Source organism: Streptomyces sp. NPDC046909 (genome assembly GCF_040644695.1).
In the GTDB taxonomy this organism is placed as follows: Bacteria; Actinomycetota; Actinomycetes; order Streptomycetales; family Streptomycetaceae; genus Streptomyces.
The window spans coordinates 265,298-288,584 of sequence record NZ_JBEYXC010000014.1 but is presented as its reverse complement, the minus strand read 5'-3'; the positions used below and the strand labels follow the sequence as shown (position 1 = coordinate 288,584).

Sequence of the window (23,287 nt, the reverse complement as noted above, 5' to 3'; positions counted from 1 at the left end):
GGCTCCCTTCGTCATGGCGCGTCCTTGATGAACGTCCGTGGAGCTACGACTCTGGGGCGGCTGCCTTAGCCCTACCTGAAACGCAAGAGCCGTACAACGCCCCGAAAGGGACACGCCATGGGCTCTGACCTGCATATCTGTGGAGAGAGTGAGAGTTCGAGAAGTCCATGCGCCCCGGCGCGCTTGTCAGCTCTCCGCGGCCCTGATCGCGTAGCCGACTCCGCGTACCGTGTGGATCATCCGCGTCCGCCCCTTGTCGATCTTCGAGCGCAGACTGTGGACGTAGACCTCGACGAGGTTGCCCTCACCGTCGAACGCGGCGTTCCACACATGGTCGAGGATCTGGGCCTTGCTGAGCACCTGGTGCGGATGGCTCATCAGAAACCACAGCAGGTCGAACTCCTTGGCGGTGAGCGTGATCGGCTCTCCCCGGCGTTGTACCTCGCGCGTCTTGTCGGTCGCGACGAGGTCGCCGACCACACGTACCGGCCCGTCGTCCCAGGGCTCTTCCGACCCGGCCCTGCGCAGCAGTCCGCGCAGCCGCAGCATGACCTCGTCCAGCGAGAACGGCTTGGTCACGTAGTCGTCCGCGCCCGCCGTCAGACCGTCGAGGCGGTGCTCCAGCGCGTCCCGGGCGGTGAGCATCAGTACGGGCAGCCTCGCGTTCATGCCGCGCAGTCCGCGCAGGACGTCGACGCCGTCCAGGTCGGGGAGCATCCCGTCGAGCACGACGACATGCGGGGCGCACGCGCGCGTGATCCGCAAGGCGCCCCGGCCGTCTCCCACGGCATAGGGCCGCCAACCGACCTCGGCCACCGCGGCGGACAACAACTCGGTCAGCTCGGGCTCGTCGTCGACGATGAGCACCCGAACTCCGCCCTCCAGGGGCACAGTACGTCCGGACATGCCGCGACGATTCCACGGCGAGCTGTGAGAACGCTGTGCCACACCACGCCTGCTCGCGTGATGTGGCCAACTGACCTGCAGCTTCAGGTAGTTGACAGTCAGTCATATCGCAGACAGAGAACTTATTTATGCGCGGCACAGCACGGAGCGATGTGATCCCCACATCAATCCAGTGCCGCAGGAATTCCCAGAACTCCTTCAGTTCAATTCCTTGGGAAATCTCTGCCGAATTTCTCCCGGAAGGGAGTCTCGAATTGCAGGCCAAAAACGCGCACCGCAGGAATCAGGGCAAGCGGAGGAAGATGATCGTGGCGACGGCCGCGGCATCCGCCGCGCTTCTGGGCGCGGTGTACGCCACGGCGAACGCCGCGTCTGTCCAGGACCGCCCCAAGGCCCAGGCCTCGACGACCGCGACCTCGACCTCGACCGCCGCCGCGACCACGGCGGACTCCAGTGTCTCGGACGTCGTCGAAGCCGCCGAGGCGTTCGTCGCCACGCTGGACTCCGACCAGCAGGCCGAGGTGCTGCTGGACTTCACCGAGGCCAACGCCACCGCGTGGTCCAACCTCCCGTGCGGTTCCAGCTGTCGGGTCGGCATCGAGCTGGGCACGCTCGGCGACACCCAGCTGACCGCGGCCAAGGCGGTGCTGGAGGCGGCGGCGGGGACCGGAACCGACTCCGGCTACGACCAGATCACCCAGATCCTGGCGGCCGACGACTACCTCGGTGAGACCGCCGGCGGCTACGGCAGCGGCAACTACTACCTGGCGTTCCTGGGCACCCCGAGCACGTCCGGCAGCTGGCAGGTGCACTTCGGCGGCCACCACCTCGCGTTCAACATGACGTACAAGGACGGCGAGGTCGAGGGCTCGACCCCGTACTTCGTGGGCGTGGAGCCGACCAGCTGGACCGAGGACGGCACGTCGTACGCCCCCTTGTCGGGGATGTACGACGGGATGAAGGCGATGGTCGACAGTCTCAGCACCACCGAGCTGGCGTCGGCGAAGCTCCGAGTCGTTCAGCGACGTACTGCTCGGCCCGGACGAGGACGGCCAGTTCCCGACCACCAAGGAAGGCCTCAAGGTCAGCGAACTGACCGACGCTCAGCAGCAGTTGGTGCTCGCCGCCATCAAGTCCTGGGTCGACGTGGCGGACGACACCACCGCGGCCTCCGTGCTGAGCACCTACGAGTCGGAGCTCGACGACACCTACATCGCCTACTCCGGCAGCACCGATCTGAGCGCCCAGGGCGACTACGTCCGCATCGACGGTCCGGGCGTGTGGATCGAGTTCGTCTGCCAGAACGGCGTGGTCTTCTCCAGTCAGATCCACTACCACACCGTGTACCGCGACCACACCACCGACTACGGGGGAGAGTTCTCCTTCTGATGAACCGCCTGCCGATCTCACTGTCATCCGCACTGCGTGCGATGGCCGGGATCGCGGCGGTGGTGACGGCGGCGCTGCTCCTGGCAGCGCCGCCGGCTGCCGCGCATCCCATGCCGCACTCCGTGGTCCTGCTCGATGTCCACGAGTCGTCGGTGACCGCCGAACTCGACCTCCCGTCAGGCGACTTCACCACCGCCAGCGGCATCGAACCGACCGCCGCCACAGTGGCCGGGCAGAGCGCGGCCGTCCGCCGCTATCTGGCGGCCCACCTGCGCCCCACCACCCTCCAGGGCGAGGCGTGGACGGTCACCTTCGGCGCCGTCGCCCTCGGCCAGGCGGAACAGACCTCCACCGGCCCGTACCGCGAACTCACCGTCCAGGCCACCCTCACGCCACCGCCCGGCGGCGACACCCGCCACTTCGACCTCGGCTACGACGTCGTCGTCCACCAGGTCGTCACCCACACCGCGCTCGTCTCGGTCCGCCAGGACTGGGTCACCGGCAAGGTGAGCGAGGGCGACGACGCCACCCAGGTGGGCGTGATCCGCACCGACACCCGGACCATGAAGGTCCCGGGCCTCACCGTCGACCTGGAGAGCGGCAGCGCGTGGAGCGGGACGTACGCCATGTTCCGGCTCGGCGCCCACCACATCCTCGAGGGCACCGACCACCTGCTCTTCCTGCTGATCCTGCTGCTGCCGGCGCCGCTCCTCGCGGCAGGGAACCGCTGGCGCGGCACGGTCGGCGCGGGGACCGCCGTCGGCCGTATCGGCCGCACCACCCTCGCCTTCACCGTCGGGCACTCCCTCGCGCTCGCCGCCGGGGCCTTCGGCCGCCTGGACATCCCGGCCCAGCCGGTCGAGGTGTTCATCGCCCTGAGCATCCTCGTCGGCGCGGTCCACGCCGTCCGTCCGCTCTTCCCCGGTCACGAGGCCGTCGTCGCCGGGGTCTTCGGACTCGGGCACGGCCTGGCGTTCTCCCTCATCCTGGCCGAGATGAACCTCTCCACCTCCCAACTGGCCCTCAGCCTCGCGGGGTTCAACCTCGGCATCGAGGCGGTACAGCTCGTGCTCGTCCTCCTCGCACTGCCGGGCCTGCTCGTGCTGTCCCGGCTGCCGCGGCACTCCGTCCTGCGCCGTACGTGCGCGGCGTTCACCGCCGTTGCCGCCCTGGGCTGGCTGCTCGACCGGCTCGGCGTACCCAACCGGGTCGCCCGCGCCGCGGACAGCGCCGGTGCGCATACCTCTCAGCTGCTGCTGGTCCTCGTGGGCATCGCGTTGCTCTCGGCGCTCTGGGCGGGCGTTCAGGGAGAACGGTTACGGCCGCACTCGAAGCGTTTCACCAGGCGTAAGGGGTGGCCTCGCGTGCCGACTTGAGTGCTCCGGCCCACCAACCCAGCTGGTCGAGCACCGTCTTGGCGTACCCGGCGGTCGCAGGGTCGAGCGGGCGGCCGTCCTGCCAGCCGGTCGGGTAGTTGGGGAAGGAGAGGCCGTCACGGATCGTCACCGCGTGTACTTCGGTCAGTACGTTCTCCAGGTGCAGAACGGCATGGCGGCCACCCGCCGCGCCGCCGTAGCTGACGAAGGCCACCGGCTTGGCCGCCCACTGGGTGAAGTGCCAGTCGATGGCGGCTTTCAGGGAGGCCGGGTAGCTGTGGTTGTACTCGGGGGTGACCAGCACGAACGCGTCCGCGCTCGCAAGAGCGGTGGTCAGCGGCCGCATCCCGGCCGGACGCGGGTAGTCGTCACCGGCGTGCTTCGGCGATACCGCGGGCAGCGGCAACGGGATCTCGATGCCGGCCAGGTCGACGACTTCGACGTCGAAACCGCCGTGCCGTGCGGCCTGTTCGGCGAACCAGGAGGTCACCACCGGTCCGAACCGCCCTTCTCTGACGCTCGCACCGATGACGACCAGCTTGTACGGGTTGTTGTCCATACCCACGACGGTCGGGCCGGATCCCTGCCACAGCCAGGCCGCGTTCAGGCTGGCCCTCGCAGGGCCAGCCTCACGGCACCGTGTCCGGCGCGGCCCGCCCTATCCTCGAGGCCATGGGCACGCCGTTGGGGGATTTCATCCGCAGCAAGCGCGACAGCATCCAGCCGGAGACACTCGGCCTGCCGACCACCGGCCGCCGTCGCTCACCAGGCCTGCGCCGCACGGACCTCGCGGCACGCGCGGGCATCAGCGTCGAGTACCTCACCCGCATCGAACAGGGCCGGGACCGCAACCCTTCGATAGCGGTGCTCAACGGACTCGCCGACGCCCTCAGCCTCTCCCCCACGGAACGCGCCCACCTGCGCCACCTCACGAAGATCACGGGCGGAGAGTGCACCGCGCACACCCGGCCCGCACCCGAGCCCCAGCATGTACGACCCGGCGTTCTGCAAACCCTCCGCCTCCTCGAACCGGGCATCGCCGTCCTCACCAACCGGCTGGGCGACATCCTCGCCCACACCCCTGCCTACGCGGCGGTCACCCAGGGCAGCGGACTGCTCGACACCCAACCCCTGAACCTCACCCGGTACGTCTTCAGCGACCCCCGCGCCCGCACCTTCTTCGCCGACTGGGACGACGTGGCCGACGAACAGGCATACGACCTGTGGTTCGCCAACTCGCCTTCGAACTCAGCGCAGTTCACTGCCGAGCCCGAACTGACCCGGCGTCTGCAACGCCACATCGTCCCGCGACGCGGGGTCCTGCGGATCAACCACCCCTACGGCCATGAGCTACGACTTGAGCGGGAAATCTTCGAACTCGACTCGGACGCATTGCAGTTGACGGTGCACCTCCCCGCCGACGACCGGACAGCCCAAGCCGTCGAACAACTGGGCCTTGGTCAAAGGGGGTGCGCGCAGCAACTTGGAAGGCTGTCGGCGTGAAACGGAAGGTGGGTGTGCAAGGGTGCGTCGGTTCGTTCGGTGATGTCGGCGATGGTGATGCCGGGTGCGGTCTCGACGAGGGCGAGGCCGTGTTCGGTGATGTCGAGGACGCCGAGGTCGGTGATGACGCGATGGACGCAGCGCTCGCCGGTCAGCGGAAGGGTGCACTCGGTGAGGATTTTCGGGGTGCCGTCCTTGGCGGTGTGGTCCATGAGGACGATGACGCGGCGGGCGCCGTGGACGAGGTCCATGGCGCCGCCCATGCCCTTGACCATTTTCCCGGGGATCATCCAGTTGGCGAGGTCACCGCGCTGTGAGACCTGCATGGCGCCGAGGACGGCGGTGTCGATGTGGCCGCCGCGGATCATGCCGAAGGACAGGGCGGAGTCGAAGAAGCTCGCGCCGGGCAGGACGGTGACGGTCTCCTTGCCCGCGTTGATCAGGTCGGGGTCGACCTCGTCGTCGTACGGGTAGGGGCCGGTGCCGAGGATGCCGTTCTCGGAGTGCAGGACGACGTGCACGCCCGGTGGGAGGTGGCCGGGGATCAGGGTGGGCAGGCCGATGCCGAGGTTGACGTAGGAGCCGTCGGTGAGTTCGGCGGCGGCGCGGGCGGCCATCTGCTCGCGGGTCCAGCCGGGCCTGGTGCGGACGGGGGTGTTCATGTGCGGACGGTCCTCTTCTCGATCTGCTGGCGATGTGGTGGCATCCGGTGCACGCCCAGGACGCGGCGCACATCTGGTTGCGGCAGAAGGCCGCGGATGTGGGAGCACAGCTGACGGGCGCGTAAGGGCCCATGGCGGGCGGGGCCGCAGCGATCTGCGGGGCCGCATCGATCCGTGATGCCGTATCGATCCGTGATGCCGCAGCGTGCGACCGGCCGCGGCAGCACCGCGGCCGGTCGACCGCGCATCACGGCACTGACCTGGCACGTCAGGCCAACTGCTCCGGCAGTGGCCGCGGATCAACCGCCCCAACCCACCGTCGTACGGCCACCAGCCCCGCGGCGACAACAGCCGAGACCACTCCCAGGACCCCCACCGCCCCCGCGAGACTCCCCACCGCCGACTCACCGGCGAGCAGCACCAGCGGGCAGACGAACTCCCCGCCGAAGAACGCCGCCGTCCACAATCCGGTGCCACGGCCGCGGTCCTCGAACGCCAGACGGGACATTGCGCTGGTGAGGAGGGCGGGCAGCAGCATGCCCGTGCCCGCACAGTTGATCACCGCACCGACGACCAGCACCGGAGCGTTTCCCGCGAGAGACATCACGACGAAGCCGACCGCGCAGAGCGTGAGCACGGCGGGCAGCATCGGGTCCGGCGAACGCTTGAGCCGTGCGAAGGTGATCGCGCCGCCTACGGTGGCCGCACTGGCGCTCGCGGTGGCCACGCCGATGACGCCCGAGTCCTTCACGCCGAGGTCGTCCAGCAGGTACGACATCTCCACCGGGACGGCGTAGAAGACCATCGCCCCGAAGAAGGTGAGGGCACAGATGCCCGCCAACTGCCGCCAGGGGAAGGCCCGGTGGGGCTCCGCCTCGGCAACCGCGCCCTCGTCGGCGCTCGCGTGGGCCGTCGGGCTGGGCAGAGCGGTGGCCATCAGCGGGGCGAGCACCAGGCTCACGGCATAGGCCCAGAACGGCACCCGCCAGCCGGCCGACCCCGCCGCGCCGCCGAGCACGAAGAAGACGGTGGCCGAGGCGGAGGCGCACATGGTCTGGAGGGCGAGGTACTTCACCCGTCGCTGTCCGGAGTAGTAGTCGCCGATCAGGGTGGTGCAGCAGGTCATGATCGCGGCCTCGGCGACGCCCACCAGGGCGCGGCTGACGATGATCGCGCCCAGCGAGTCCAGATACAGCGGGGCCGTGCCGAACACGGCATACAGCAGCGTCGTCACGATCAGCAGCCGTCTGCGGCCGAGCCGGTCCACGATCACCCCGGCGAACGGGGCCAGCAGAGCCAGGGCGAGTGCCGGAACGGTCAGCGCGAGAGGAACCAGCGCCTTGGCGCCCGGGGTCGACTCGAAGTGGTCCTGCATCTTCGGCAGCACCGGGGCGATCAACACCGCCCCGAGGATCGGCAGACAGCTGCCCGCCATCAGCAGGGTCACACGCAACAGGTGAGCCGGGCCCGTGAGGGAGACAGGCGACGACACGACATCGTCGGCCGTGGCGGTTGGCGGGGCGGAACCAGGCATGGCGACTCCAGGGGACGGTGCACGGAAGCCGGCATGCCTGTCACGGGCGCCGACGGCGCGGGCATGCCGAGGATGGCCGCACAGGGGCCGCCGGGCCGGACAGCGGTGTGCGGTAGCGACGACTATGGGGCGGCCCCGCGCCCTGCTGCCATCCCGTGAGCGATCCGAATCACGTATCCGGCTCATCCACGCGATGGATGAGCCTTCCGGATTCACTTCCCCTTCCACGGCTGCCGACTGGTCCTTGCCCTGTCCCTGGCGAAGCTCGGCCGCACGCCCGTCGGCTGTCCGAAGGGTCCCCTGGTCAGGGCTGAGGCGTCGCGGTGATCAGCGATGCCGCGGGTCCGAGGTCCAGCCGGTGGAGGGGGACGGCGTTGCCGGTCGTCAGGGAGCGGTTGCCGGCCAGGCCCACCACGACGGACCGTACGCCGTCCTGCCAGGACGCGGCGTGGCCGAGGGGGTCCTCGTCCGCGCCGACGAAGACATCGCGGAGCAGAACGGCGTCGCCACCGCCATGACCGCCCTGGCCTTGCGGGATCGGGACCTCGCGGGCCTGCTCGAAGTGCCGCTGCACCACGAGCCGCTCGCCGACAGGGCGCTCGCTGTCGTGGACGACCAGTTCGGGGTGGGCGCTCGGGTCGGTGATCACGTGGCCGTCGGCGTCCGTGGTCACCGATCCGCGCTCGACGACGGTGAGTTCGGCACGGCCCTCGGTGCCGTTCACGCCGATGACGTATCCCTCCCACGGTGAGTGGGCGTTGAGCGCGTACGTCATGGAGGCGCCCGAGGCGTAGTCGACCACCAGGGAGAGGTTGTCCTCGATGGTGATGCCCGGGTCGAAGACGTCCTGGTCGCGGCGGTAGCCGTCGTGGTGCTCGTTTTCCAGGTAGAGGGCCTTGTACCAGGGGTCGCGGCGCAGGTCGAGGCTGAAGGCGTCGCGCAGCGGCGAGTCGGTGGTGCCGCGCTCCGGGCGTGGTCCGAGCCCTCGGCGGGCGGCGGCCGCAGCGCCGTAGAACCGCAGGCCGCCACTGGCGAAGACACGCGTGGGGACGCTGTCCAGCCACCAGTTGACGAGGTCGAAGTGGTGGGAGGACTTGTGGATGAGCAGTCCGCCGGAGTTCTCCTTGTAGCGGTGCCAGCGGCGGAAGTAGTCCGCGCCGTGCGCGGTGTCCAGCAGCCACTCGTAGTGCACCGAGGTGACCCGGCCGATCGCGCCCGAGGCGATGACCTGCTTCAGGGCCGTATTGCGCGGCGAATAGCGGTAGTTGAAGGTGACAGTGACCCGCCGTCCGGTGCGCTCCACGGCCTCGGCGATACGACGGACGCCGTCCTCGGTGGTGGTCAGCGGTTTCTCGACGAGGGCGTCGGCTCCGGCTTCCAGGGCGGCCACGACGACGTCGGCGTGCGTGACGTCGGGCGTGGTCACGATGACCCGGTCGATCCGGTGCTCGCGCACCGCCTCGGTGACCTCGTCGGGGGCGAAGCGCACGGGCGGCACCGCGCCGGCCTCGCGCAGGCGCCGCTCGTGGACGTCGAGGCGTCCGGAGTTGGTGTCGCTCCAGGCGACGAACTCGCAGACCGGGGCGTGGATGCCGGTCATCGCGTCGATGTACATCTGGGCACGTGACCCGGTACCCACGAGGGCGTAGCGCGGCGGGGTGGGGGAAGTGGGCACCTTGGTTCCTTCGATGGGTCCGTGGGTGGGTCTGTCGGTGGGTCTGTCGGTGGGTCTGTCGGTGGGGCGTAGATCACTGGGTTACCGGTCGTCGGGGTGCCGGGCAATGGCGTCATGGACCGAAAAATTTCGAGGTGGCCGACTCACCGGAAAAGGGGACCTGAGGGGTTGGCGCGGCCGCGATCGCCCTGTTCAATGGCGCCGTTTGTGATCGAGCCGGAGAAGGGTCGAGTCCAGTGCAGCACCTTGGCGCCACCGTCCCGGGCATCCTCGCCTTCGCTTCCGGGCACGCGGTGCTCGACCAACTCACCGGTGCTCCCGTTCAGTTCGTCGACGAGGAGGCCCCGGCCCGCCGGTTCCTGCTGGACAACGTTGGCACCCCGTGGCACTCGCTGGAGCACCAGTGGGGGTCGGGGCACCTCATCACCGACCGGGGCGGGGCCCGCTGGCACACGCCCGCCGACCTGCGGGTGGCCGACGACGGGGCCGTCGAGGCGGTGCACGCACCGCTGCCGGGGGTTCGGGTCGAGGTGCGCCGGTATGAGCACGGGGGCCTGCTGTGCGAGCGGTACACCGTCATCAACTCGGCCGAGGAACCCCTCACCATCACCGGCCTCGGCGTTCAGACACCCTTCGCCGACCTGTACGACGGGGCCGAGGCGTCCCTGGAACGGGCCGTGCACGCCCATCTGTTCACCGGCGGGACCTGGGCGTGGGCGCTCGCGCAGCCGATGTCCGGGGAAGGCCGGTGTTTGGGCCTGATCGTGAGAGAGGGAGCCGTCCGCGCCTACTCGGTGGAGTCGCGCAACCAGTACTCGCAGTCCAATGTCCGCGGTCACCTGGTCCTGCTCGTCACCGACCAGGCCCGTAATCCGGAGGCGTTCGGCGGGCAGCCGGTGCTCCGGCTCGGCCCCGGCGAGTCGACGACGGTGGCGTGGGAGCTGGGCTGGTACGCGTCGGTCGAGGATTTCGTCGTCGCGACCCGCCCGCCGGCTGTCCTGTCCGCGTACGCCGCCGAGCTCCGGGAAGGCGTGGAGCCCGGGGAGTTCGGGGAGTTCGGGGAGCCGATCGTGGTCGAGGCGGCCTCCGTGAGCAGCCCGGATCCGGACGTGACGGTGGAGCGCGCGGCGGAGGGCCGCTACCGCGTGCGGGCCTCACGGCACGGCTGCTTCCGGCTGGACATCGGGGACGGGGCCCGCACCGAGGTGCTGTTCCATCTGCCGCTGGAGGAGGTCGTACGGCGCCGGGTCGCCTACATCACGCGGTATCAACTGGCCCGGGAGCGGCCCGGGTTGCTCGCGCACGCCTTCGTGCCGGTGGACACCCGCACCGGGCTGACCCAGGCGACCAACGGCTGGGCGGACTGGACGGACGGCTCCGAGCGGATCGCCATGCCGCTGCTGCTCCAGGCCGCCGTCGCCCGTGGCCTGGTGGACGCGGCGGAGGTCGATCCCTTGCTGGAGGGCTGGGCCGGCTTCGCCCGCCGCCATCTCCTCGACGACACCGCCGCCCCGCGCCGCGGCTCCCAGACCTGGCACACCGGGCCCCGCCTCTACGACACCCCGTGGCTGGCCCGCTTCTTCCACGACCGGCATCGCGCCCACGGTCGGCCGGACGACCTCGACCTCGCCGCCCGGATCCTTGAGCGCAGCTTCGAACTCGGAGGCGCCGCCCATCTGTCCATCGGCCTCTCCCCCACGACGCCGGCGGTGTGCGCCGCTCTCGACGCGGACGGGCAGCCCGACCGCGCCGAGAAGCTGCGGGACCAACTCATCGGCAGCGCCCGGGCGTTCGTGGCGGCGGGCCGACAACTGCCCGCCCACGAGGTCGCCTACGAGCAGTCCATCGTGGCCCCACTGCTCGATCTCCTCACCGATGCCCACACCCTGACCGGCGACCCGGTCTTCCTCGACGCGGTCGGCGAACGGCTGCCCTGGCTCCTGTCCTTCGGCGGCCCCCAGCCCCACGCCCGCCTCCACGGCGTCGCCATCCGGCACTGGGACGGCTACTGGTTCGGCGCCAACCGGCTCTGGGGCGACGTCTTCCCGCACTACTGGAGCACGCTGACGGCCGTGACCCTGCTGCGTCTGCCAGCCTCCTTGCGCACCCACGAAACCGACCGCCTCGCCGACGCGATCCTGCGCGCCAACATGGCGAACTACTCCGAGGACGGCTCCGCCACCTGCGCCTTCGTCATGCCCTCGACCATCGACGGCAGACCCGCCCACACCGCCGACCCGCTCGCCAACGACCAGGACTGGCACCTGCTGCTGTGGCTGGAGACGCGGGAACAGGCCGAAGCGCCTGGGGCGACGGCACCGAGGATCGGCTAGCCGGGTCCTCCGACAAGTGCCGAGTGTCCGATTATCACCGCTCCGCCGTAAATGCATGGACTGAGAACCTTGTTCGACGGGACACTGCCCGCTTCCTCACCCCCGGGAGCGTGATGGGCACCTCTGAAACCTACGGCTCCGCGCCGGGCAGGAGTGCGGTCCTGCTGGCTCTGCGCCACTACAACCTCGAACTTCTCCGGCTGCGGTGGCTGGCGCTGCCCGCACTGCTGCTGCCGGCCCTGGGCAACATCGGCACCCGCTACATCGCCCCGCTGCTGATCGCCAAGCTGGCGGGCCAGGCCGCCGCCGACGGCGGCCTCAGCCTCGGCTCCGCGTCGCCGTACGTGCTGGGCTTCGGGGTGACACTGCTGCTCGCCGAGGCCGTGTGGCGGGTCGGCCAGCACTGTCTGAACCGGGTGGCCGCGCTCGGCATGGAGCACCTCTACGTCGACGGCATGGACGAACTCCTGGCCAAGGACGCCGCGTTCTTCCACGACAACTTCGCGGGCTCGCTCACCAAGCGGGTGCTGAGTTACGGCAAGCGGTTCGAGGACTTCATCGACACGATGACGTACCGGATCGTGGGAAGTCTGGTGCCGTTGCTGTTCGGTGCCGCGGTGCTGTGGACCTACTCGCCGATGCTGGTCGCCGGTCTGCTAGTGATGATGGCGCTGACCCTGGTGGCCGCGATGCCGCTGATCCGGCGTCGGCAGCGGCTGGTCAACGCGCGGGAGGCGGCGATCGCGCGGGTCTCCGGCCATGTCGCCGACAGCCTCATGAACATGGAGACCATCCGGGCGTTCGCGGCCGAGCGAAGGGAAGGTGCCGAGCACCGCAGCCGTGTCGCGGAGTCCCGGCGGCTGACGCTGAGGTCGTGGGATTACGGCAATCTGCGCGTCGACACCGTGATCGCGCCGATGTCCGTCGCCACCAATGTGCTGGGGCTGGTGGTGGCGATCGCCTTCGGCGGTCCGGGGCTGGGGGTGGAGGGGGTGGTCGTGGCCTTCACCTACTACTCCCAGGCGACCGAGATCATGTTCGAGTTCAACCAGATCTACCGGCGCCTCGAGAGCTCCATGACCGAGGCGGCGCAGTTCACGGAGCTGCTGCTCGATCCGCCCACCGTGCTCGACCCGTCCAAGCCGGAGCCTCTCGCCCCGCGCGATTCCGGGGTCCGCTTCGACAACGTCACGTTCACGCACCCGGGTGCGAGGCCGATCTTCGAGGGGCTCGACCTGGACGTGCCGGCGGGTGCCCGGATCGGGCTGGTCGGCCGGTCCGGTGGCGGCAAGACCACCCTCACCCGCCTCCTGCTGCGGATGTCGGACGTGGACAGCGGACGCATCCTGATCGGCGGCCAGGACATCAGGCGGCTGCGGCAGAGCGACCTGCGTTCGCTCATCGCCTACGTCCCCCAGGAACCCGCCATGTTCCACCGCCCGCTGCGGGACAACATCGCCTTCGCCCGGCCCGGCGCGACGGACGAGGAGATCCTCGCGGCGGCCGAGGCGGCACATGTCACGGAGTTCGCCGAGAAACTCCCCGACGGCTTCGCGACCCTGGTGGGCGAACGAGGGGTGAAGCTCTCCGGCGGCCAGCGTCAGCGCGTCGCCCTGGCCCGCGCCATCCTGCGCGACGCACCGGTCCTGCTCCTCGACGAGGCGACCAGCGCGCTGGACTCCGAGAGCGAGATCCTCATCCAGGACGCGCTGTGGCGGCTGATGAAGGGGCGCACCGCGCTCGTGGTCGCCCACCGGCTGAGCACCGTAGCGGGCATGGACCGTCTCGTCGTACTGGACCACGGGAGCGTCGTCGAGCAGGGCACCCACGAGGAGTTGCTCTCGGGGCAGGGCACGTACGCCAGGTTGTGGAGGCATCAGTCGGGCGGCTTCCTCGGCGACAGCGCCCGGCAGGACTCCGCCCCTCCGGTTCCGGCGGCCGCTTCGGCGCCGGACGGTGGCCCGGCGCTGCCGTCGCCTGCCGGCACGCAGTCCGTGTGACCACTCGGGCGGCCGCCTCGATCGGGCCGCAGGCTGCGGGCGTCCGGCGGTCCTGACAGATGTCAGGACCGCGGGCGGCCCGGTGCCGCGTACGTTCCTCTCGGTCCGCGGGTCGTCAGCCGCGGACAGGGACTACGCGCCGCATCGGGGGAAGTGGTTGTTGATGAAGCGCATGTGCGCTGCCGCACTCGTCGTGACGGCGGTTCTGGGCGTCGTCACGACGGGATGCGGCCCGCGGCACCAGGACGAGGAGCGGCCCGGGACGCAGCGGGGAGCCTCAGCCGACGGCAAGCCACCGCGCGAGCTGACCGACGCCGAGCAGCTCCGTGTCGCGGATGCCCAGCAGCGCTTGATCAAACGCTGTATGGCGGGCAAGGGCTTCGACTACTGGGAGGCGGAGCGGCTGAGCCTGGAGGAGAGCCGCACGCTCGGCTGGGTCACCGACGACGTCGCCTGGGCGGACAAGCACGGCTACGGCAGCCGCATCGAGGCCAAGCACGAACGCGCCCGGCGGAACAACAGGAACGTCGCCTACCGCGAAGGCCTCTCCGCCGAGCGGCGCGCGGCGTACGACAAGGCCCTGGACGAAGGCATCGACGCCCCGGTGATCACGGCCGAGGTGCCGACCGGCGGCACCGTCCGCAAGCGGGTGGGCGGCTGCGTGGCGCAGGCGGAGAAGCAGCTGTACGGCGACCGGGTGGCCTGGTTCCGTGCGGAGAAGACGGTCATGGGTCTGCAACCCCTCTACGTCCCCCGGCTGATGGCCGACAAGCGGTTCGCCGCGGCGCTGGCGTCCTGGTCGGGGTGCATGGCACGTTCCGGCTACACGTACCGCGATCCGCAGGAAGCCCGTCAGGCGGCCGTCGAGCAGGGCCTGAAGGCAGACCAGGCCGACCAGACAGACCCCGGCAAGGCGTTCGAGGCGGAGCGGAAACTCGCCGTCGCCGATGCGACATGCGCGAAGAACACCTCGCTCCGCGCCATCGGCAACGAGCGCGAGACCCATTACGTCAACCAGCTTCGCGGCCGGTACGGCAACGACCTCGACACCTACGCGCGCCTCCAGCTCCGCGCGTTCGCCCGGGCCACGGAGATCGTCGAACCCCGCACATGAGACCTCCCGTTCGAGCTCTCCCCCGCTGACGGCGCACGGGTCCCCCACCACGTCCATGGTCACCGCCGTGGATCAGCACGCCTCCGACGAGGCGGACAACAGCAGACAACAGGAGTACACATGCGCAAGTTGACCACAGCGGTCGCGGCCACCGGCCTCATGGCCCTCGGTCTCGCCGTCCCGGCCTCCGCCCACGCGGCGGAGCAGGGCATGTACTGCGATGCGGAGTGGAGCAGCCACGGCCGCGACGGCAACGTCCGCGCCTGGAACGGCTTCGACTGCACGGGCACGCTTCTCGGGGTCACCCCCGGCAACGACCCCGACTGGAGCGACAACTCGGGGCCGTTCCAGGGCAACGACTGGAATCAGCCGAAGTCCGTCGCGAACAACGGCACGATCGGGGGCAACGACGTCGTCGCCTTCTACCTGGCGCTCAACTACGCCTACGAGCACGGGTACGTCTGCCTGTCCCCGTACGAGCTGTACGCGGACGACGTGACCGACAACCAGTACACCAGCGGCAGCGTGCCCACCCACATCGGCTCCCACCGGTGGGTGCAGAGCTCCGGCTGCGCCGCGAACAGCTGGCTCACCTGACCGAACGCGCCGCTCACTCCCTCGACGGGCGGGCCGTCGAGGGAGTGAGGGCGCACCGGCAACCGGCGCTGTCGGTCGAATCGGCCCCGCAGCCCTGCCCGGGTGTGATACCTAGAACTAGAATGCATCGCAGTTCTAGGTATGAGGGCGATCGATGAAGGTCACCAAGGATCTCGTCGCCGCGTCGGCGACACCGATGGTGCTGGGCATCCTGGCCGAGGGCGAGAGCTACGGCTACGCCATCCTCAGGCGGATCAACCAGCTGTCCGGCGGAGAGCTGGACTGGACCGAAGGCCTGCTCTACCCGTTGCTGCACCGGCTGGAGCGGCTCGGGCACGTGGAGTCGAGCTGGCAGTCGGTGACCGGCGAGCGGCGGCGCAAGTACTACCGCGTCACCGACAGCGGCCTGGCCGAACTCGCCGAGCAGCGCCGCCAGTGGGACACCGTCGTGGACGCCCTCAGAAAGGTCTGGCTCGGTCCGGGCGATCCGCGGACGTGGGCACCCGATCCGCTGGGGGGTCCGGCATGACGACGGCAGACGACCGGCACGGGCTGGAGACCCAGTTCGCGCAGTGGCGTTCCTATGTACAGCACCGACCGGAGCTACGGCAGTCCGACGCCGAGGAGTTGGAGGACCATCTCCGGGACTCGGTCGACGAACTCCTCGCGGTAGGCCTGCGCGCCGACGAGGCGTTCCTGGTCGCCGTCAAACGCATGGGCGGACTGGACGAGCTCTCGCGCGAGTTCGCCCGCGAACACTCCGAACGGCTGTGGAAGCAGCTGGTGTTGAGCGCCGACACCGACGGACCGGCGACGGACGCCACCCGAGGCCGGCGGCGCGACCTTCTGCCCGTCGTCCTCTGCGCCGCGGGCGCGGCGGCGACGGTCAAGGTGCCGGCACTGTTCGGACTGGACCTCGAGCACGATGCCGTCTTCTACGCACGCAACGTCGCCCTGTTCACGCTGCCCTGGCTGGCCGCCTTCCTGGCCTGGCGCCGCCGGGCCGCACCGGCCCTGGTCGGCGCGCTGGTGGCGTTGTTCGCGCTCGGTGCCGTGGCGGCCAACGCGTACCCGCTGGCGGAGGATTCCCAGTCGATCGTCCTGACCGGCATCCATCTGCCCATCGCCCTCTGGTTCGTGGTCGGTCTGGCGTATGTGGCCGACGACGTGCGGGCCGGCCGGCGCCGTATGGACTTCGTCCGTTTCACCGGCGAGTGGGTCGTCTACATGTCCCTCATCGGAACCGGTGGCAGCCTCCTGATCCCGTTCGTGTTCGGGATCTTCAAGGCCATCGGGATCGTCCCGGAGGCCTTCGTCGTGCACTGGCTGATGCCCTGCGGCGGGGTGGCCGCGGTCGTGGTGGCGGGGTGGCTCGTCGAGGCGAAGCAGAGCGTCGTCGAGAACATGGCACCGGTGCTGGCAAGGCTGTTCACCCCGCTCATCGCCGCCGTGCTGCTGGCCTTCCTCGTCACCGTCGGCTGGACCAGCGCGGGCATCGACCTCGAACGCGAAGCGCTCATCCTCTTCGACGTCCTCCTGGCCGTGGTCCTGGGACTGCTGCTCTACTCGATCTCCGCCCGCGACCCGCTCGCCCCGCCGGGCATCTTCGACAGACTCCAACTCACCCTGGTCCTCTGCGCTCTCGCGATCGACGTGCTGGTGCTGATCGAGATCACCGGACGCATCAGCGAGTACGGCACCACGCCCAACAAGGCGGCGGCGCTGGGCGAGAACGTCATCCTGCTGGCCAACCTCGTCTGGTCGGCCCGGCTGTTGCTGGACTTCGTCCGCCGCCGCACACCGTTCGCGCGGCTGGAGCGCTGGCAGACGGGCTATCTGCCGGTGTACGCCGTCTGGGCCTGGGCGGTGGCCCTGGTGTTCCCCCCGCTGTTCGACTACCTCTGACACCTCTGACACCTCTGAGCTCGTCCGTCATGGTCCGAGTGCGCGAACATCCGGGCGCGGAGCGGGTGTTCGGACATAGGTTGTGCCATGAACGATCCACACCTCGGCCGAGAGACTGACGCGACTCATGACTGACTCTGCGACAACGCCCGACCCAGCTCAGCACGACAAGATCGACACGTCCGTGCCGCACTCCGCCCGCATCTGGAACTACTGGCTCGGCGGCAAGGACAACTACCCCGTCGACGAGGCGGCCGGCGACGCGTACACCGCCGTCTTCCCCGGCATCGTCACCATCGCCCGCAGCAGCCGCGCCTTCCTGCGCCGCAACATCACCCACCTCGTCGCAGAGGCGGGGATCCGCCAGTTCCTCGACGTCGGCACCGGCCTTCCGACCGCCCAGAACACCCATGAGGTCGCCCAGCGGATCGCCCCCGAGACCCGGATCGTCTACGTCGACAACGACCCCATGGTCCTGGCCCACGCCCGCGCCCTGCTCTACTCCACCCACGAAGGCGCGACCGCGTACATCGACGCCGACGTCACGGACCCGGACCGCATCCTCGCCGTCGCCGCGCAGACGCTGGACTTCGACCAGCCCACCGCGCTCATCCTCAGCAACATCCTCGGCCACGTCGCCGGCCACGAGGAGGCCCTCTCCATCGTCACCCGGCTCATGGCGGCCCTCCCCTCGGGCAGTTACCTCTCCGTCAACGACGGATCACTCGGCATCGACCCGGTCTTCGAGCAGGCCCAGGACGCCTACAACAACAGCGGCGCGGTGCCGTACAACCTGCGCACCGTCGACGAGATCACCGGGTACTTCGACGGCCTGGACCTCGTCGAACCGGGCGTCGTCTCGGTCACGCAGTGGCGTCCGGAGCCTGGTTCGGGCACGCCGGAGGTCGTCGCCGAGCATGGGGGGCTCGCGCGCAAGCCGTAAACCGGCGGCCGGTACCGGGTACCGGGTACGTGAAACCCGGTACCGGCAAGAGCGCAAGTTCGGTTCTCGTCACCCGCTCCCTCTCGAACCCCCAGGCCATTGGCTTGGGGGTTGTTTGTTGGACGCACCTGACGTGCTCGGAATATTTGACCAGGTGCCCCAATAGGCGACCCTATTTCAGGGCATTGCGGACGGAGTGTGACGCGACCGGGGCGGTCATACGCTGAAGAAATAAGAAAAGGAAGCAACGCCCTCGCCTTCAGATTCGGAGTGCGCGGCGATTGCGCCGACACGACACCTCGCCAGATCGGAATTCCTCATGAGCAACACCGACCCGGTTTCCGGATACCGGACCTACGATCACGCCCCGACGCCGGAGCGCTCCACGCGCCCCCGGGCCACCGGCCGACGTGCGGCTCTGACGGTCTGCACGATCGCCGACACCGCAGCCGGCGTGCTGGGCCTGTGGATCCTGCTGTTCCTGCTCGACGCGAACCAGGGGAATGCATTCGTCAGGTTCGTGCGGGGAACCGCCGACTGGCTGGCCTGGTGGTCGCAGGACATTTTCACCATGGACACAGAGGGTCTACGAGTAATCCTTGATTATGGACTTCCGGCGGTCATGTATTTGCTGATCGGTCACGGAATCGCCGCCCGGCTCAACCGGGCCTGATGTACCAGGACTGACTGTGACAAGCACCCCCTCTGAGAATTTCCTGCCGATCTACGAAAACCTCGTTCGCGAGCGCGGCGACGCCATCACGGAGGCACATCTGGCGGCAGAGCACATGCACCATCAGGCGGTGGAACTGCTGGGCGCACAGCATGGGCAACCGCCGGTCCTGCCTGCGGACACGTGGGCCGATTCCGAGGCCGGCGAACAGCGTGCGTGGCGCGGGTCGCCGCCGACGGAGTACAGCGGCTGAGGCCTCGTCCGGATGACGGCAGTGTGAGCCAGCGGTGTACAGCGCGCTGTGTCCGGTGAACCGGTCAACGGTCCCGTAGTGCCCGCTCGTTCCCCCGCCGGGCGGATGCACCCCGGGGCGGGCAGACGCAATCCCCCCGTCGTCTGCCCGCCCCACGCAAGGGGCTGGGCCCGCCGCGCCTGGGGCCCTCAAGTTCCCTTCGCGGTGCGGTTCGTTGATGGACCGGCCATGGACGACGCACGGCGGGCCGCCGTCGAGCTCGCCCAGAACACAGTGCCGCAGGCGTCCGGGCGGCCGGGTACCTCCAGGACGCGAGCCGCCGGGTGGTGACCGCTCGCCGGAAGGCGGAAGCTCGATGACATGACGATCGACGTGACGGCCGACCGGGTTGTCCCGCTGCCGCCGGACCGCGTAGCCGCGTACGCCATGGACTGGCGCCACGATGCCGACTGGACGCAGGGAATCCGCGCGGCCGAGCTCACCAAGGAGGCTCCCGGAGGCGGCTTCGGTACCGGCGCCGAGGTGACCCGTACGGCCTACTTCCTGAGCCGCCGCATCGACTACGTGCTTCGGGTCGCCGCGTACGACCCGCCACTGCTGCTGGACATGGTCTCGGTGGCGGGCCCCATGCCGATGCACGTCACGTACTCCTTCGAACCCCACCCGGACGGCACCCTCGCCCGTATCCGCGTCCGGGGCGGCGAGGGAGGTTTCTACCGGCTGGCGGCACCGCTGCCGGCCCGGCAGGTCCGCGGCAATCTGGTCAAGGACCTGCGGGATCTCGAAGCGAGACTTCTGGATCAGGGGCCCGCGGAACAGGGGTGAGGCGACGATGGCGTACGACGAAGGGCTGGCGGAGCGGATCCGGCAGCGGCTCGGCGCGGACCCGGCCGTCACCGAGAAGCGGATGTTCGGCGGGGTGGCGTTCCTGTACGAGGGCAACATGGCCGTCGGTGTCACCGGCGACGACCTCATGGTCAGGGTCGGCCCAGACGCCACCGACGCGGCGCTCGCCCGGCCGGGGGCGCGCGTGTTCGACATGACCGGGCGTCCGATGCGCGGCTGGGTCGTGGTCGACGGGGCCGCGGTCGCGGAGGACGACACACTCGCCGCCTGGCTCGACGAGGGCCGCGCCTTCGCCGCGAGCCTGCCGCCCAAGTAGGGCGCTCCGGTCCACCTGCGCCTCGTCGAATCCGGGCACGCCCGTAGAGGCCGGTTCGCTCAGCGGCTGAGTGGCTCTGTGGTGCTGGTCAGGGACGGTGCAGCCGGTTTGCTCCGGCCGTGATGAGGAGTTCGGCGGTCTCGGGGTGGGGGCCGTTCTCCGCCCACTGCAAGGGCGACCACCCGGTTCCCTGATCCTCACGGAGATTCGGGTCGGCTCCGTGAGCCAGCAGTGCACGCACGGTCTCGGTGTGTCCCCAGCACGCGGCCGCGCACAACGGCGTGCCTTCCGCACCGACTCCCCTGCTCTCCACGTCAGGGGAGGCACCGGCCTCCAGCAGGAGTCGGGCGATTTCGGCCTGTCCCTGCACCGACGCGAGGTAGAGCGGGGTGGTGCCGTCGCGGTCCCGGCGCTCCGGATGCGCCCCCGCTCGTAGCAGCGCCTTCGCTCGTGCGGGGTCGGCGTTGAGAGTCGCCAGCGCAAGGCCACGGGAGAGTTGCTTCTGCCGCCGCTGTTTCATGAGGGACGAGGCTAGTGAGCGGCCGGTCGGCCCGGCCAGTCAATATCTCCCCTGACCAGCCAATATCCGCCGGCGCGATGAGTATCGGGGTGATCGCCGGTCTGCATCTGTGAGACGAACCATGGCGAGTGGATCGAGGAGATATCTCATGACCGTCACCTACACCTACGACGTGTTCTCCAGCCTCGACGGCTTCGGTGCCGCCCGCGGGAACTGGACGGGCTACTGGGGCAAGCAGGGTCCCGAGCTCCTCGACCATCGCCTCGCCCAATACTCCGAGGAACAGCGGATGGTCTTCGGAGCCAACACGTATCGGGCGTTCGCGCGGATGCTGGCCGAGAGCACCGAGGAGTCCGACGTGCGTGACCCATGGGTGACGCGGATGACGCGTCTGCCGGCGACGGTCGTGTCGACCACGCTGAAGGCTCCGCTCGACTGGGCGGACGCCGACGTCGTCAGCGGGGACGCCGTCGATGTCGTGGCGCGGCTCAAGGAGGAGTCGAAAGTGCCGTTGCGCTCACACGGCAGCCTGTCGATGAACCGGGCGCTGATGGCCGCCGGGCTGGTCGACCGTGTCCAGGTGACCCTCTTCCCCGTGATCACCGGTCAGACCGGGCTGGATCCGATCTTCCGCGGCGCGGCCGACTTCGACCTGGAACTGATCGAGCACCGCACCCTCGACGGCCGCATCCAGGAACTCGTCTACCGCCCCACCCTGCACCGCTGAGCCCGTCCGCCCTCTCCCCCTCAGCCCCGCCCCCTCAACCCCCCCGCCGCCTCCCTCACCGCCCGCGGCGACGCGCCCAGTTCCCTGCGGCACGCCTTGTTGAACGCCTGGAGGTCGGGGACGCCGACCGCGGCCGCGATCGCCGGGATGGCGAGGGTCGAGGCGTTGAGGAGGTGCCGGGCGCGTTCCATACGGCGGTGTCTGATGTAACCGACGACCGTGGACCCGGTGTCCTCGCGGAACAGGCGGGTCAGATGGGTGTGCGAGACGCCTGCCGCGCGGGCGACGGCCGGGATGGTCAAGGGGCCCGCCAGGTGTTCCTCGATATGGGCCATGGCCGCGTGCAGCGCGGGGTGGCGCGGGCTCGGGCTGTCGCCCGTCGAACCGGTCAGGGTGGTCGTGCGCCACAGCACCGTCCACAGCTCCGCCGAGGCCCGGAGCGGGGACTGTGTGCTCGCCGCGACGGTCTGACGCAGCAGCCCGCTCAGCGCGGTCGCGTCCGCCCCCGTGTCCTGCATCGCCGGGAGCCGCCGCCGCTCTCCGTCGCCGGGCAGCCGGAAGTGGGCGTACAGGTGCTCGCAGCGCGGGGTGTCGTAGTGGAAGTGCACCTCCGTGTCGGGCGGCACCAGGCTCAGGTGCCCCGGGCGGATCGGGTGCGACACCCCGCCGAACTCCAACGTGCCGGAGTAGCTGTACAGATGCAGCTGCCACAGCCGCGGCAGCCGGAACACCTCGTGCGGCCCGGCCGCCCCGTGTACGCCCACACCGGCGTTCGCCACCTGGGGCGGCAGATCGAGGGCCAGCTCCACCATTTGCCGCATGGTGGAAAATTACCAGTAGTTGTCTATTAGAGCCCATTACAGAGGCAGTGATCGATTCTACGCTCGCCGTATGTCAACCACACCTCAGCTGCTCAGCAGCGTCCAGGTGGCGCGGTTCGTGGCGCACGGTTTCCTGCGTCTCGACGGTGCCGTGCCCGCGGAGATGAACGAGGAGGCGCTCGGCGTCTTCAGCGCCGGGCTGCCCGCCGTGCCGTACGGCACGCCCGTCCCGAAGGCGTTCCCCGAGGGCTCCTTCGCCCGCAGGCTCGTCGAACTGCCCGCCGTGGCCGGGGCGTTGGAGAGCCTGGTCGGCCCGGACCCGACCGTCGACCACCACTTCGTGCACACGCGGGAGCCGCACGAGGGCAGCGCCCAGCCGCTGCACGCCGACGCCCTCATCGATGTACGGCCGGACGCGTTCGACGTGCAGCTCATGTACTACCCGCAGGACGTCACCGCGGACATGGGCGGCACCCTCGTCGTGCCGGGCAGCCATCTGCGCCGCACCAACGAGTCCGACACCGGCCGCTACCAGAACCTGCTCGGCCAGACCCGGCTGACCTGTTCCGCCGGCACGGTCATGCTGCTGCACCACGGCATCTGGCACGGCGGGCGGCGCAACGACAGCGACACCGTCCGCCACATGTACAAGATCCGCTTCAACCCGACCGTCCCCCAGACGCGGCTGTGGGATGTGTCGGATCTCGACTCCCCCGCCGTGTCCGAGGAGTTGGGGCGCACCTTCCCCTGGTACGAACCGGCCACCGGCCGACTGGAGATCCACAACCGGATCCACCTGTGGCGCGCCCTGAGCGGCGACACCGACTTCGACATCGAGTACTGGGCCACCCGTATCGCCAACCGGCCCGCCCTGAGGAGCCAGGCATGACCACACACCAGGCGGCGATCCCAATGCCCGCGAGCGCTCCACGCCAACAGGTCCTCGTCCTGTACCTGTCCACCTCCGCCCTCGACGCGAACGTGGTCGGCTGGGCCCGCTACGACGGCACCGGTACCACCCGTCCCACCACCGGCGACAGCGACGAACCGCCGTACGCCACCGGCGTCGCCGCCCTCCAGGACGGCTGGCGGCTCTTCCAGGCCGCCCAGCTCATCCCGCCCTACCCGGGCGCGGAGCACGAAACGTCCTTCCTCAAGCACGAGTTCTTCTTCGAGAAGCTCGTCAGCGTATGA

General features: G+C 69.7%; 24 protein-coding genes and 1 pseudogene. 17 read left to right on the top strand and 8 right to left on the bottom strand.

Features of this window, described 5'->3' with window-relative positions:
- Positions 1–186: 186 nt before the first annotated feature.
- A complete protein-coding gene (locus ABZ928_RS38165; protein ID WP_361529084.1) occupies positions 187–906 on the bottom strand; it encodes a response regulator transcription factor in 720 nt (239 codons plus the stop codon).
- 283 nt (positions 907–1,189) lie between these two features.
- Entirely contained in the window at positions 1,190–1,504 is a 315-nt protein-coding gene (locus tag ABZ928_RS38160) for a hypothetical protein (RefSeq protein ID WP_361529126.1), read from the bottom strand.
- Here ABZ928_RS38160 and ABZ928_RS38155 point away from each other — a divergent pair.
- Positions 1,404–2,295 (top strand): annotated as a pseudogene (locus tag ABZ928_RS38155) (DUF3500 domain-containing protein). The gene ABZ928_RS38160 and the pseudogene ABZ928_RS38155 overlap by 101 nt on opposite strands.
- The gene (locus ABZ928_RS38150) at positions 2,295–3,671 is read left to right on the top strand and encodes a HupE/UreJ family protein (RefSeq protein WP_361529081.1); all 1,377 of its coding nucleotides are present in this window, start codon (positions 2,295–2,297) and stop codon (positions 3,669–3,671) included. Before ABZ928_RS38155 ends, ABZ928_RS38150 begins: the two are co-directional and overlap by 1 nt.
- Here ABZ928_RS38150 and ABZ928_RS38145 read toward each other — a convergent pair.
- Positions 3,634–4,230: an NAD(P)H-dependent oxidoreductase gene (locus ABZ928_RS38145; RefSeq protein WP_361529078.1), complete on the bottom strand. Its 597-nt coding sequence runs from the start codon at positions 4,228–4,230 to the stop codon at positions 3,634–3,636. The genes ABZ928_RS38150 and ABZ928_RS38145 overlap by 38 nt on opposite strands.
- Positions 4,231–4,343: 113 nt before the next feature.
- On the opposite strand from ABZ928_RS38145, the gene ABZ928_RS38140 reads away from it, so the two are divergent.
- Positions 4,344–5,174: a helix-turn-helix transcriptional regulator gene (locus tag ABZ928_RS38140; protein ID WP_361529075.1), complete on the top strand. Its 831-nt coding sequence runs from the start codon at positions 4,344–4,346 to the stop codon at positions 5,172–5,174.
- Here the strand turns inward: ABZ928_RS38140 and ABZ928_RS38135 are convergent.
- The 3 genes from ABZ928_RS38135 to ABZ928_RS38125 all read right to left on the bottom strand — a co-directional run bounded on the left by ABZ928_RS38135 (position 5,132) and on the right by ABZ928_RS38125 (position 9,045).
- Positions 5,132–5,836: a CoA transferase subunit B gene (locus ABZ928_RS38135; protein ID WP_361529072.1), complete on the bottom strand. Its 705-nt coding sequence runs from the start codon at positions 5,834–5,836 to the stop codon at positions 5,132–5,134. The two genes, ABZ928_RS38140 and ABZ928_RS38135, sit on opposite strands and share 43 nt — an antisense overlap.
- A gap of 268 nt (positions 5,837–6,104) precedes the next feature.
- Positions 6,105–7,370: an MFS transporter gene (locus ABZ928_RS38130; RefSeq protein WP_361529069.1), complete on the bottom strand. Its 1,266-nt coding sequence runs from the start codon at positions 7,368–7,370 to the stop codon at positions 6,105–6,107.
- 304 nt (positions 7,371–7,674) lie between these two features.
- Positions 7,675–9,045 (bottom strand): Gfo/Idh/MocA family oxidoreductase, encoded by a 1,371-nt coding sequence (locus ABZ928_RS38125; RefSeq protein WP_361529066.1) that lies wholly within the window; start codon positions 9,043–9,045, stop codon positions 7,675–7,677.
- Positions 9,046–9,281: 236 nt separating this feature from the next.
- Between ABZ928_RS38125 and ABZ928_RS38120 the strand changes: the two genes are divergently transcribed.
- The 11 genes from ABZ928_RS38120 (at position 9,282) to ABZ928_RS38070 (ending at position 20,025) form a co-directional block, all read left to right on the top strand.
- The gene (locus ABZ928_RS38120) at positions 9,282–11,378 is read left to right on the top strand and encodes a hypothetical protein (RefSeq protein WP_361529063.1); all 2,097 of its coding nucleotides are present in this window, start codon (positions 9,282–9,284) and stop codon (positions 11,376–11,378) included.
- Positions 11,379–11,491: 113 nt separating this feature from the next.
- Positions 11,492–13,378 carry an ABC transporter ATP-binding protein gene (locus ABZ928_RS38115; RefSeq protein ID WP_361529060.1) on the top strand — a complete coding sequence of 629 codons (1,887 nt, stop codon included), beginning with the start codon at positions 11,492–11,494 and terminating at the stop codon, positions 13,376–13,378.
- 163 nt (positions 13,379–13,541) lie between these two features.
- Entirely contained in the window at positions 13,542–14,492 is a 951-nt protein-coding gene (locus tag ABZ928_RS38110) for a hypothetical protein (RefSeq protein WP_361529057.1), read from the top strand.
- Between the two features lie 120 nt (positions 14,493–14,612).
- Positions 14,613–15,089 (top strand): hypothetical protein, encoded by a 477-nt coding sequence (locus ABZ928_RS38105; protein ID WP_361529054.1) that lies wholly within the window; start codon positions 14,613–14,615, stop codon positions 15,087–15,089.
- 154 nt (positions 15,090–15,243) lie between these two features.
- The gene (locus ABZ928_RS38100; RefSeq protein ID WP_361529051.1) at positions 15,244–15,618 is read left to right on the top strand and encodes a PadR family transcriptional regulator; all 375 of its coding nucleotides are present in this window, start codon (positions 15,244–15,246) and stop codon (positions 15,616–15,618) included.
- Positions 15,615–16,994 carry a permease prefix domain 1-containing protein gene (locus ABZ928_RS38095; RefSeq protein WP_361529048.1) on the top strand — a complete coding sequence of 460 codons (1,380 nt, stop codon included), beginning with the start codon at positions 15,615–15,617 and terminating at the stop codon, positions 16,992–16,994. The genes ABZ928_RS38100 and ABZ928_RS38095 overlap by 4 nt, the downstream gene beginning before the upstream one ends.
- A 127-nt stretch (positions 16,995–17,121) precedes the next feature.
- Positions 17,122–17,937, top strand: a complete 816-nt coding sequence (locus ABZ928_RS38090; protein WP_361529045.1) for an SAM-dependent methyltransferase — start codon at positions 17,122–17,124, stop codon at positions 17,935–17,937.
- Between the two features lie 319 nt (positions 17,938–18,256).
- Entirely contained in the window at positions 18,257–18,610 is a 354-nt protein-coding gene (locus ABZ928_RS38085) for a hypothetical protein (RefSeq protein WP_361529042.1), read from the top strand.
- A 16-nt stretch (positions 18,611–18,626) separates the two neighbouring features.
- Positions 18,627–18,863 carry a hypothetical protein gene (locus ABZ928_RS38080; protein WP_361529039.1) on the top strand — a complete coding sequence of 79 codons (237 nt, stop codon included), beginning with the start codon at positions 18,627–18,629 and terminating at the stop codon, positions 18,861–18,863.
- Between the two features lie 360 nt (positions 18,864–19,223).
- Positions 19,224–19,688, top strand: coding sequence for an SRPBCC family protein (locus ABZ928_RS38075; protein WP_361529036.1), 465 nt, complete (start codon positions 19,224–19,226; stop codon positions 19,686–19,688).
- A 7-nt stretch (positions 19,689–19,695) separates the two neighbouring features.
- A complete protein-coding gene (locus ABZ928_RS38070; protein WP_361529033.1) occupies positions 19,696–20,025 on the top strand; it encodes a TfoX/Sxy family protein in 330 nt (109 codons plus the stop codon).
- Positions 20,026–20,113: 88 nt separating this feature from the next.
- Here ABZ928_RS38070 and ABZ928_RS38065 read toward each other — a convergent pair whose 3' ends face one another.
- Positions 20,114–20,545 (bottom strand): ankyrin repeat domain-containing protein, encoded by a 432-nt coding sequence (locus ABZ928_RS38065; RefSeq protein WP_361529030.1) that lies wholly within the window; start codon positions 20,543–20,545, stop codon positions 20,114–20,116.
- 148 nt (positions 20,546–20,693) lie between these two features.
- On the opposite strand from ABZ928_RS38065, the gene ABZ928_RS38060 reads away from it, so the two are divergent.
- Entirely contained in the window at positions 20,694–21,272 is a 579-nt protein-coding gene (locus ABZ928_RS38060) for a dihydrofolate reductase family protein (protein ID WP_361529027.1), read from the top strand.
- 20 nt (positions 21,273–21,292) lie between these two features.
- Here ABZ928_RS38060 and ABZ928_RS38055 read toward each other — a convergent pair whose 3' ends face one another.
- Positions 21,293–22,093 carry an AraC family transcriptional regulator gene (locus ABZ928_RS38055; protein WP_361529024.1) on the bottom strand — a complete coding sequence of 267 codons (801 nt, stop codon included), beginning with the start codon at positions 22,091–22,093 and terminating at the stop codon, positions 21,293–21,295.
- Positions 22,094–22,163: 70 nt separating this feature from the next.
- On the opposite strand from ABZ928_RS38055, the gene ABZ928_RS38050 reads away from it, so the two are divergent.
- The gene (locus tag ABZ928_RS38050; protein WP_361529021.1) at positions 22,164–22,982 is read left to right on the top strand and encodes a phytanoyl-CoA dioxygenase family protein; all 819 of its coding nucleotides are present in this window, start codon (positions 22,164–22,166) and stop codon (positions 22,980–22,982) included.
- A complete protein-coding gene (locus tag ABZ928_RS38045) occupies positions 22,979–23,287 on the top strand; it encodes a hypothetical protein (protein WP_361529018.1) in 309 nt (102 codons plus the stop codon). Before ABZ928_RS38050 ends, ABZ928_RS38045 begins: the two co-directional genes overlap by 4 nt.

Excerpts from the sequence above, each read along its gene's own strand:
- ABZ928_RS38165 (WP_361529084.1), bottom strand. The coding sequence starts at position 906 with ATGTCCGGACGTACTGTGCCCCTGGAGGGCGGAGTTCGGGTGCTCATC.
- ABZ928_RS38160 (WP_361529126.1), bottom strand. The coding sequence starts at position 1,504 with ATGCCGACCCGACAGCTGGAACCGCACGGGAGGTTGGACCACGCGGTG.
- ABZ928_RS38150 (WP_361529081.1), top strand. The coding sequence starts at position 2,295 with ATGAACCGCCTGCCGATCTCACTGTCATCCGCACTGCGTGCGATGGCC.
- ABZ928_RS38145 (WP_361529078.1), bottom strand. The coding sequence starts at position 4,230 with ATGGACAACAACCCGTACAAGCTGGTCGTCATCGGTGCGAGCGTCAGA.
- ABZ928_RS38140 (WP_361529075.1), top strand. The coding sequence starts at position 4,344 with ATGGGCACGCCGTTGGGGGATTTCATCCGCAGCAAGCGCGACAGCATC.
- ABZ928_RS38135 (WP_361529072.1), bottom strand. The coding sequence starts at position 5,836 with ATGAACACCCCCGTCCGCACCAGGCCCGGCTGGACCCGCGAGCAGATG.
- ABZ928_RS38130 (WP_361529069.1), bottom strand. The coding sequence starts at position 7,370 with ATGCCTGGTTCCGCCCCGCCAACCGCCACGGCCGACGATGTCGTGTCG.
- ABZ928_RS38115 (WP_361529060.1), top strand. The coding sequence starts at position 11,492 with ATGGGCACCTCTGAAACCTACGGCTCCGCGCCGGGCAGGAGTGCGGTC.
- ABZ928_RS38110 (WP_361529057.1), top strand. The coding sequence starts at position 13,542 with ATGAAGCGCATGTGCGCTGCCGCACTCGTCGTGACGGCGGTTCTGGGC.
- ABZ928_RS38105 (WP_361529054.1), top strand. The coding sequence starts at position 14,613 with ATGCGCAAGTTGACCACAGCGGTCGCGGCCACCGGCCTCATGGCCCTC.
- ABZ928_RS38100 (WP_361529051.1), top strand. The coding sequence starts at position 15,244 with ATGAAGGTCACCAAGGATCTCGTCGCCGCGTCGGCGACACCGATGGTG.
- ABZ928_RS38095 (WP_361529048.1), top strand. The coding sequence starts at position 15,615 with ATGACGACGGCAGACGACCGGCACGGGCTGGAGACCCAGTTCGCGCAG.
- ABZ928_RS38090 (WP_361529045.1), top strand. The coding sequence starts at position 17,122 with ATGACTGACTCTGCGACAACGCCCGACCCAGCTCAGCACGACAAGATC.
- ABZ928_RS38085 (WP_361529042.1), top strand. The coding sequence starts at position 18,257 with ATGAGCAACACCGACCCGGTTTCCGGATACCGGACCTACGATCACGCC.
- ABZ928_RS38075 (WP_361529036.1), top strand. The coding sequence starts at position 19,224 with ATGACGATCGACGTGACGGCCGACCGGGTTGTCCCGCTGCCGCCGGAC.
- ABZ928_RS38070 (WP_361529033.1), top strand. The coding sequence starts at position 19,696 with ATGGCGTACGACGAAGGGCTGGCGGAGCGGATCCGGCAGCGGCTCGGC.
- ABZ928_RS38065 (WP_361529030.1), bottom strand. The coding sequence starts at position 20,545 with ATGAAACAGCGGCGGCAGAAGCAACTCTCCCGTGGCCTTGCGCTGGCG.
- ABZ928_RS38060 (WP_361529027.1), top strand. The coding sequence starts at position 20,694 with ATGACCGTCACCTACACCTACGACGTGTTCTCCAGCCTCGACGGCTTC.
- ABZ928_RS38055 (WP_361529024.1), bottom strand. The coding sequence starts at position 22,093 with ATGCGGCAAATGGTGGAGCTGGCCCTCGATCTGCCGCCCCAGGTGGCG.
- ABZ928_RS38050 (WP_361529021.1), top strand. The coding sequence starts at position 22,164 with ATGTCAACCACACCTCAGCTGCTCAGCAGCGTCCAGGTGGCGCGGTTC.
- ABZ928_RS38045 (WP_361529018.1), top strand. The coding sequence starts at position 22,979 with ATGACCACACACCAGGCGGCGATCCCAATGCCCGCGAGCGCTCCACGC.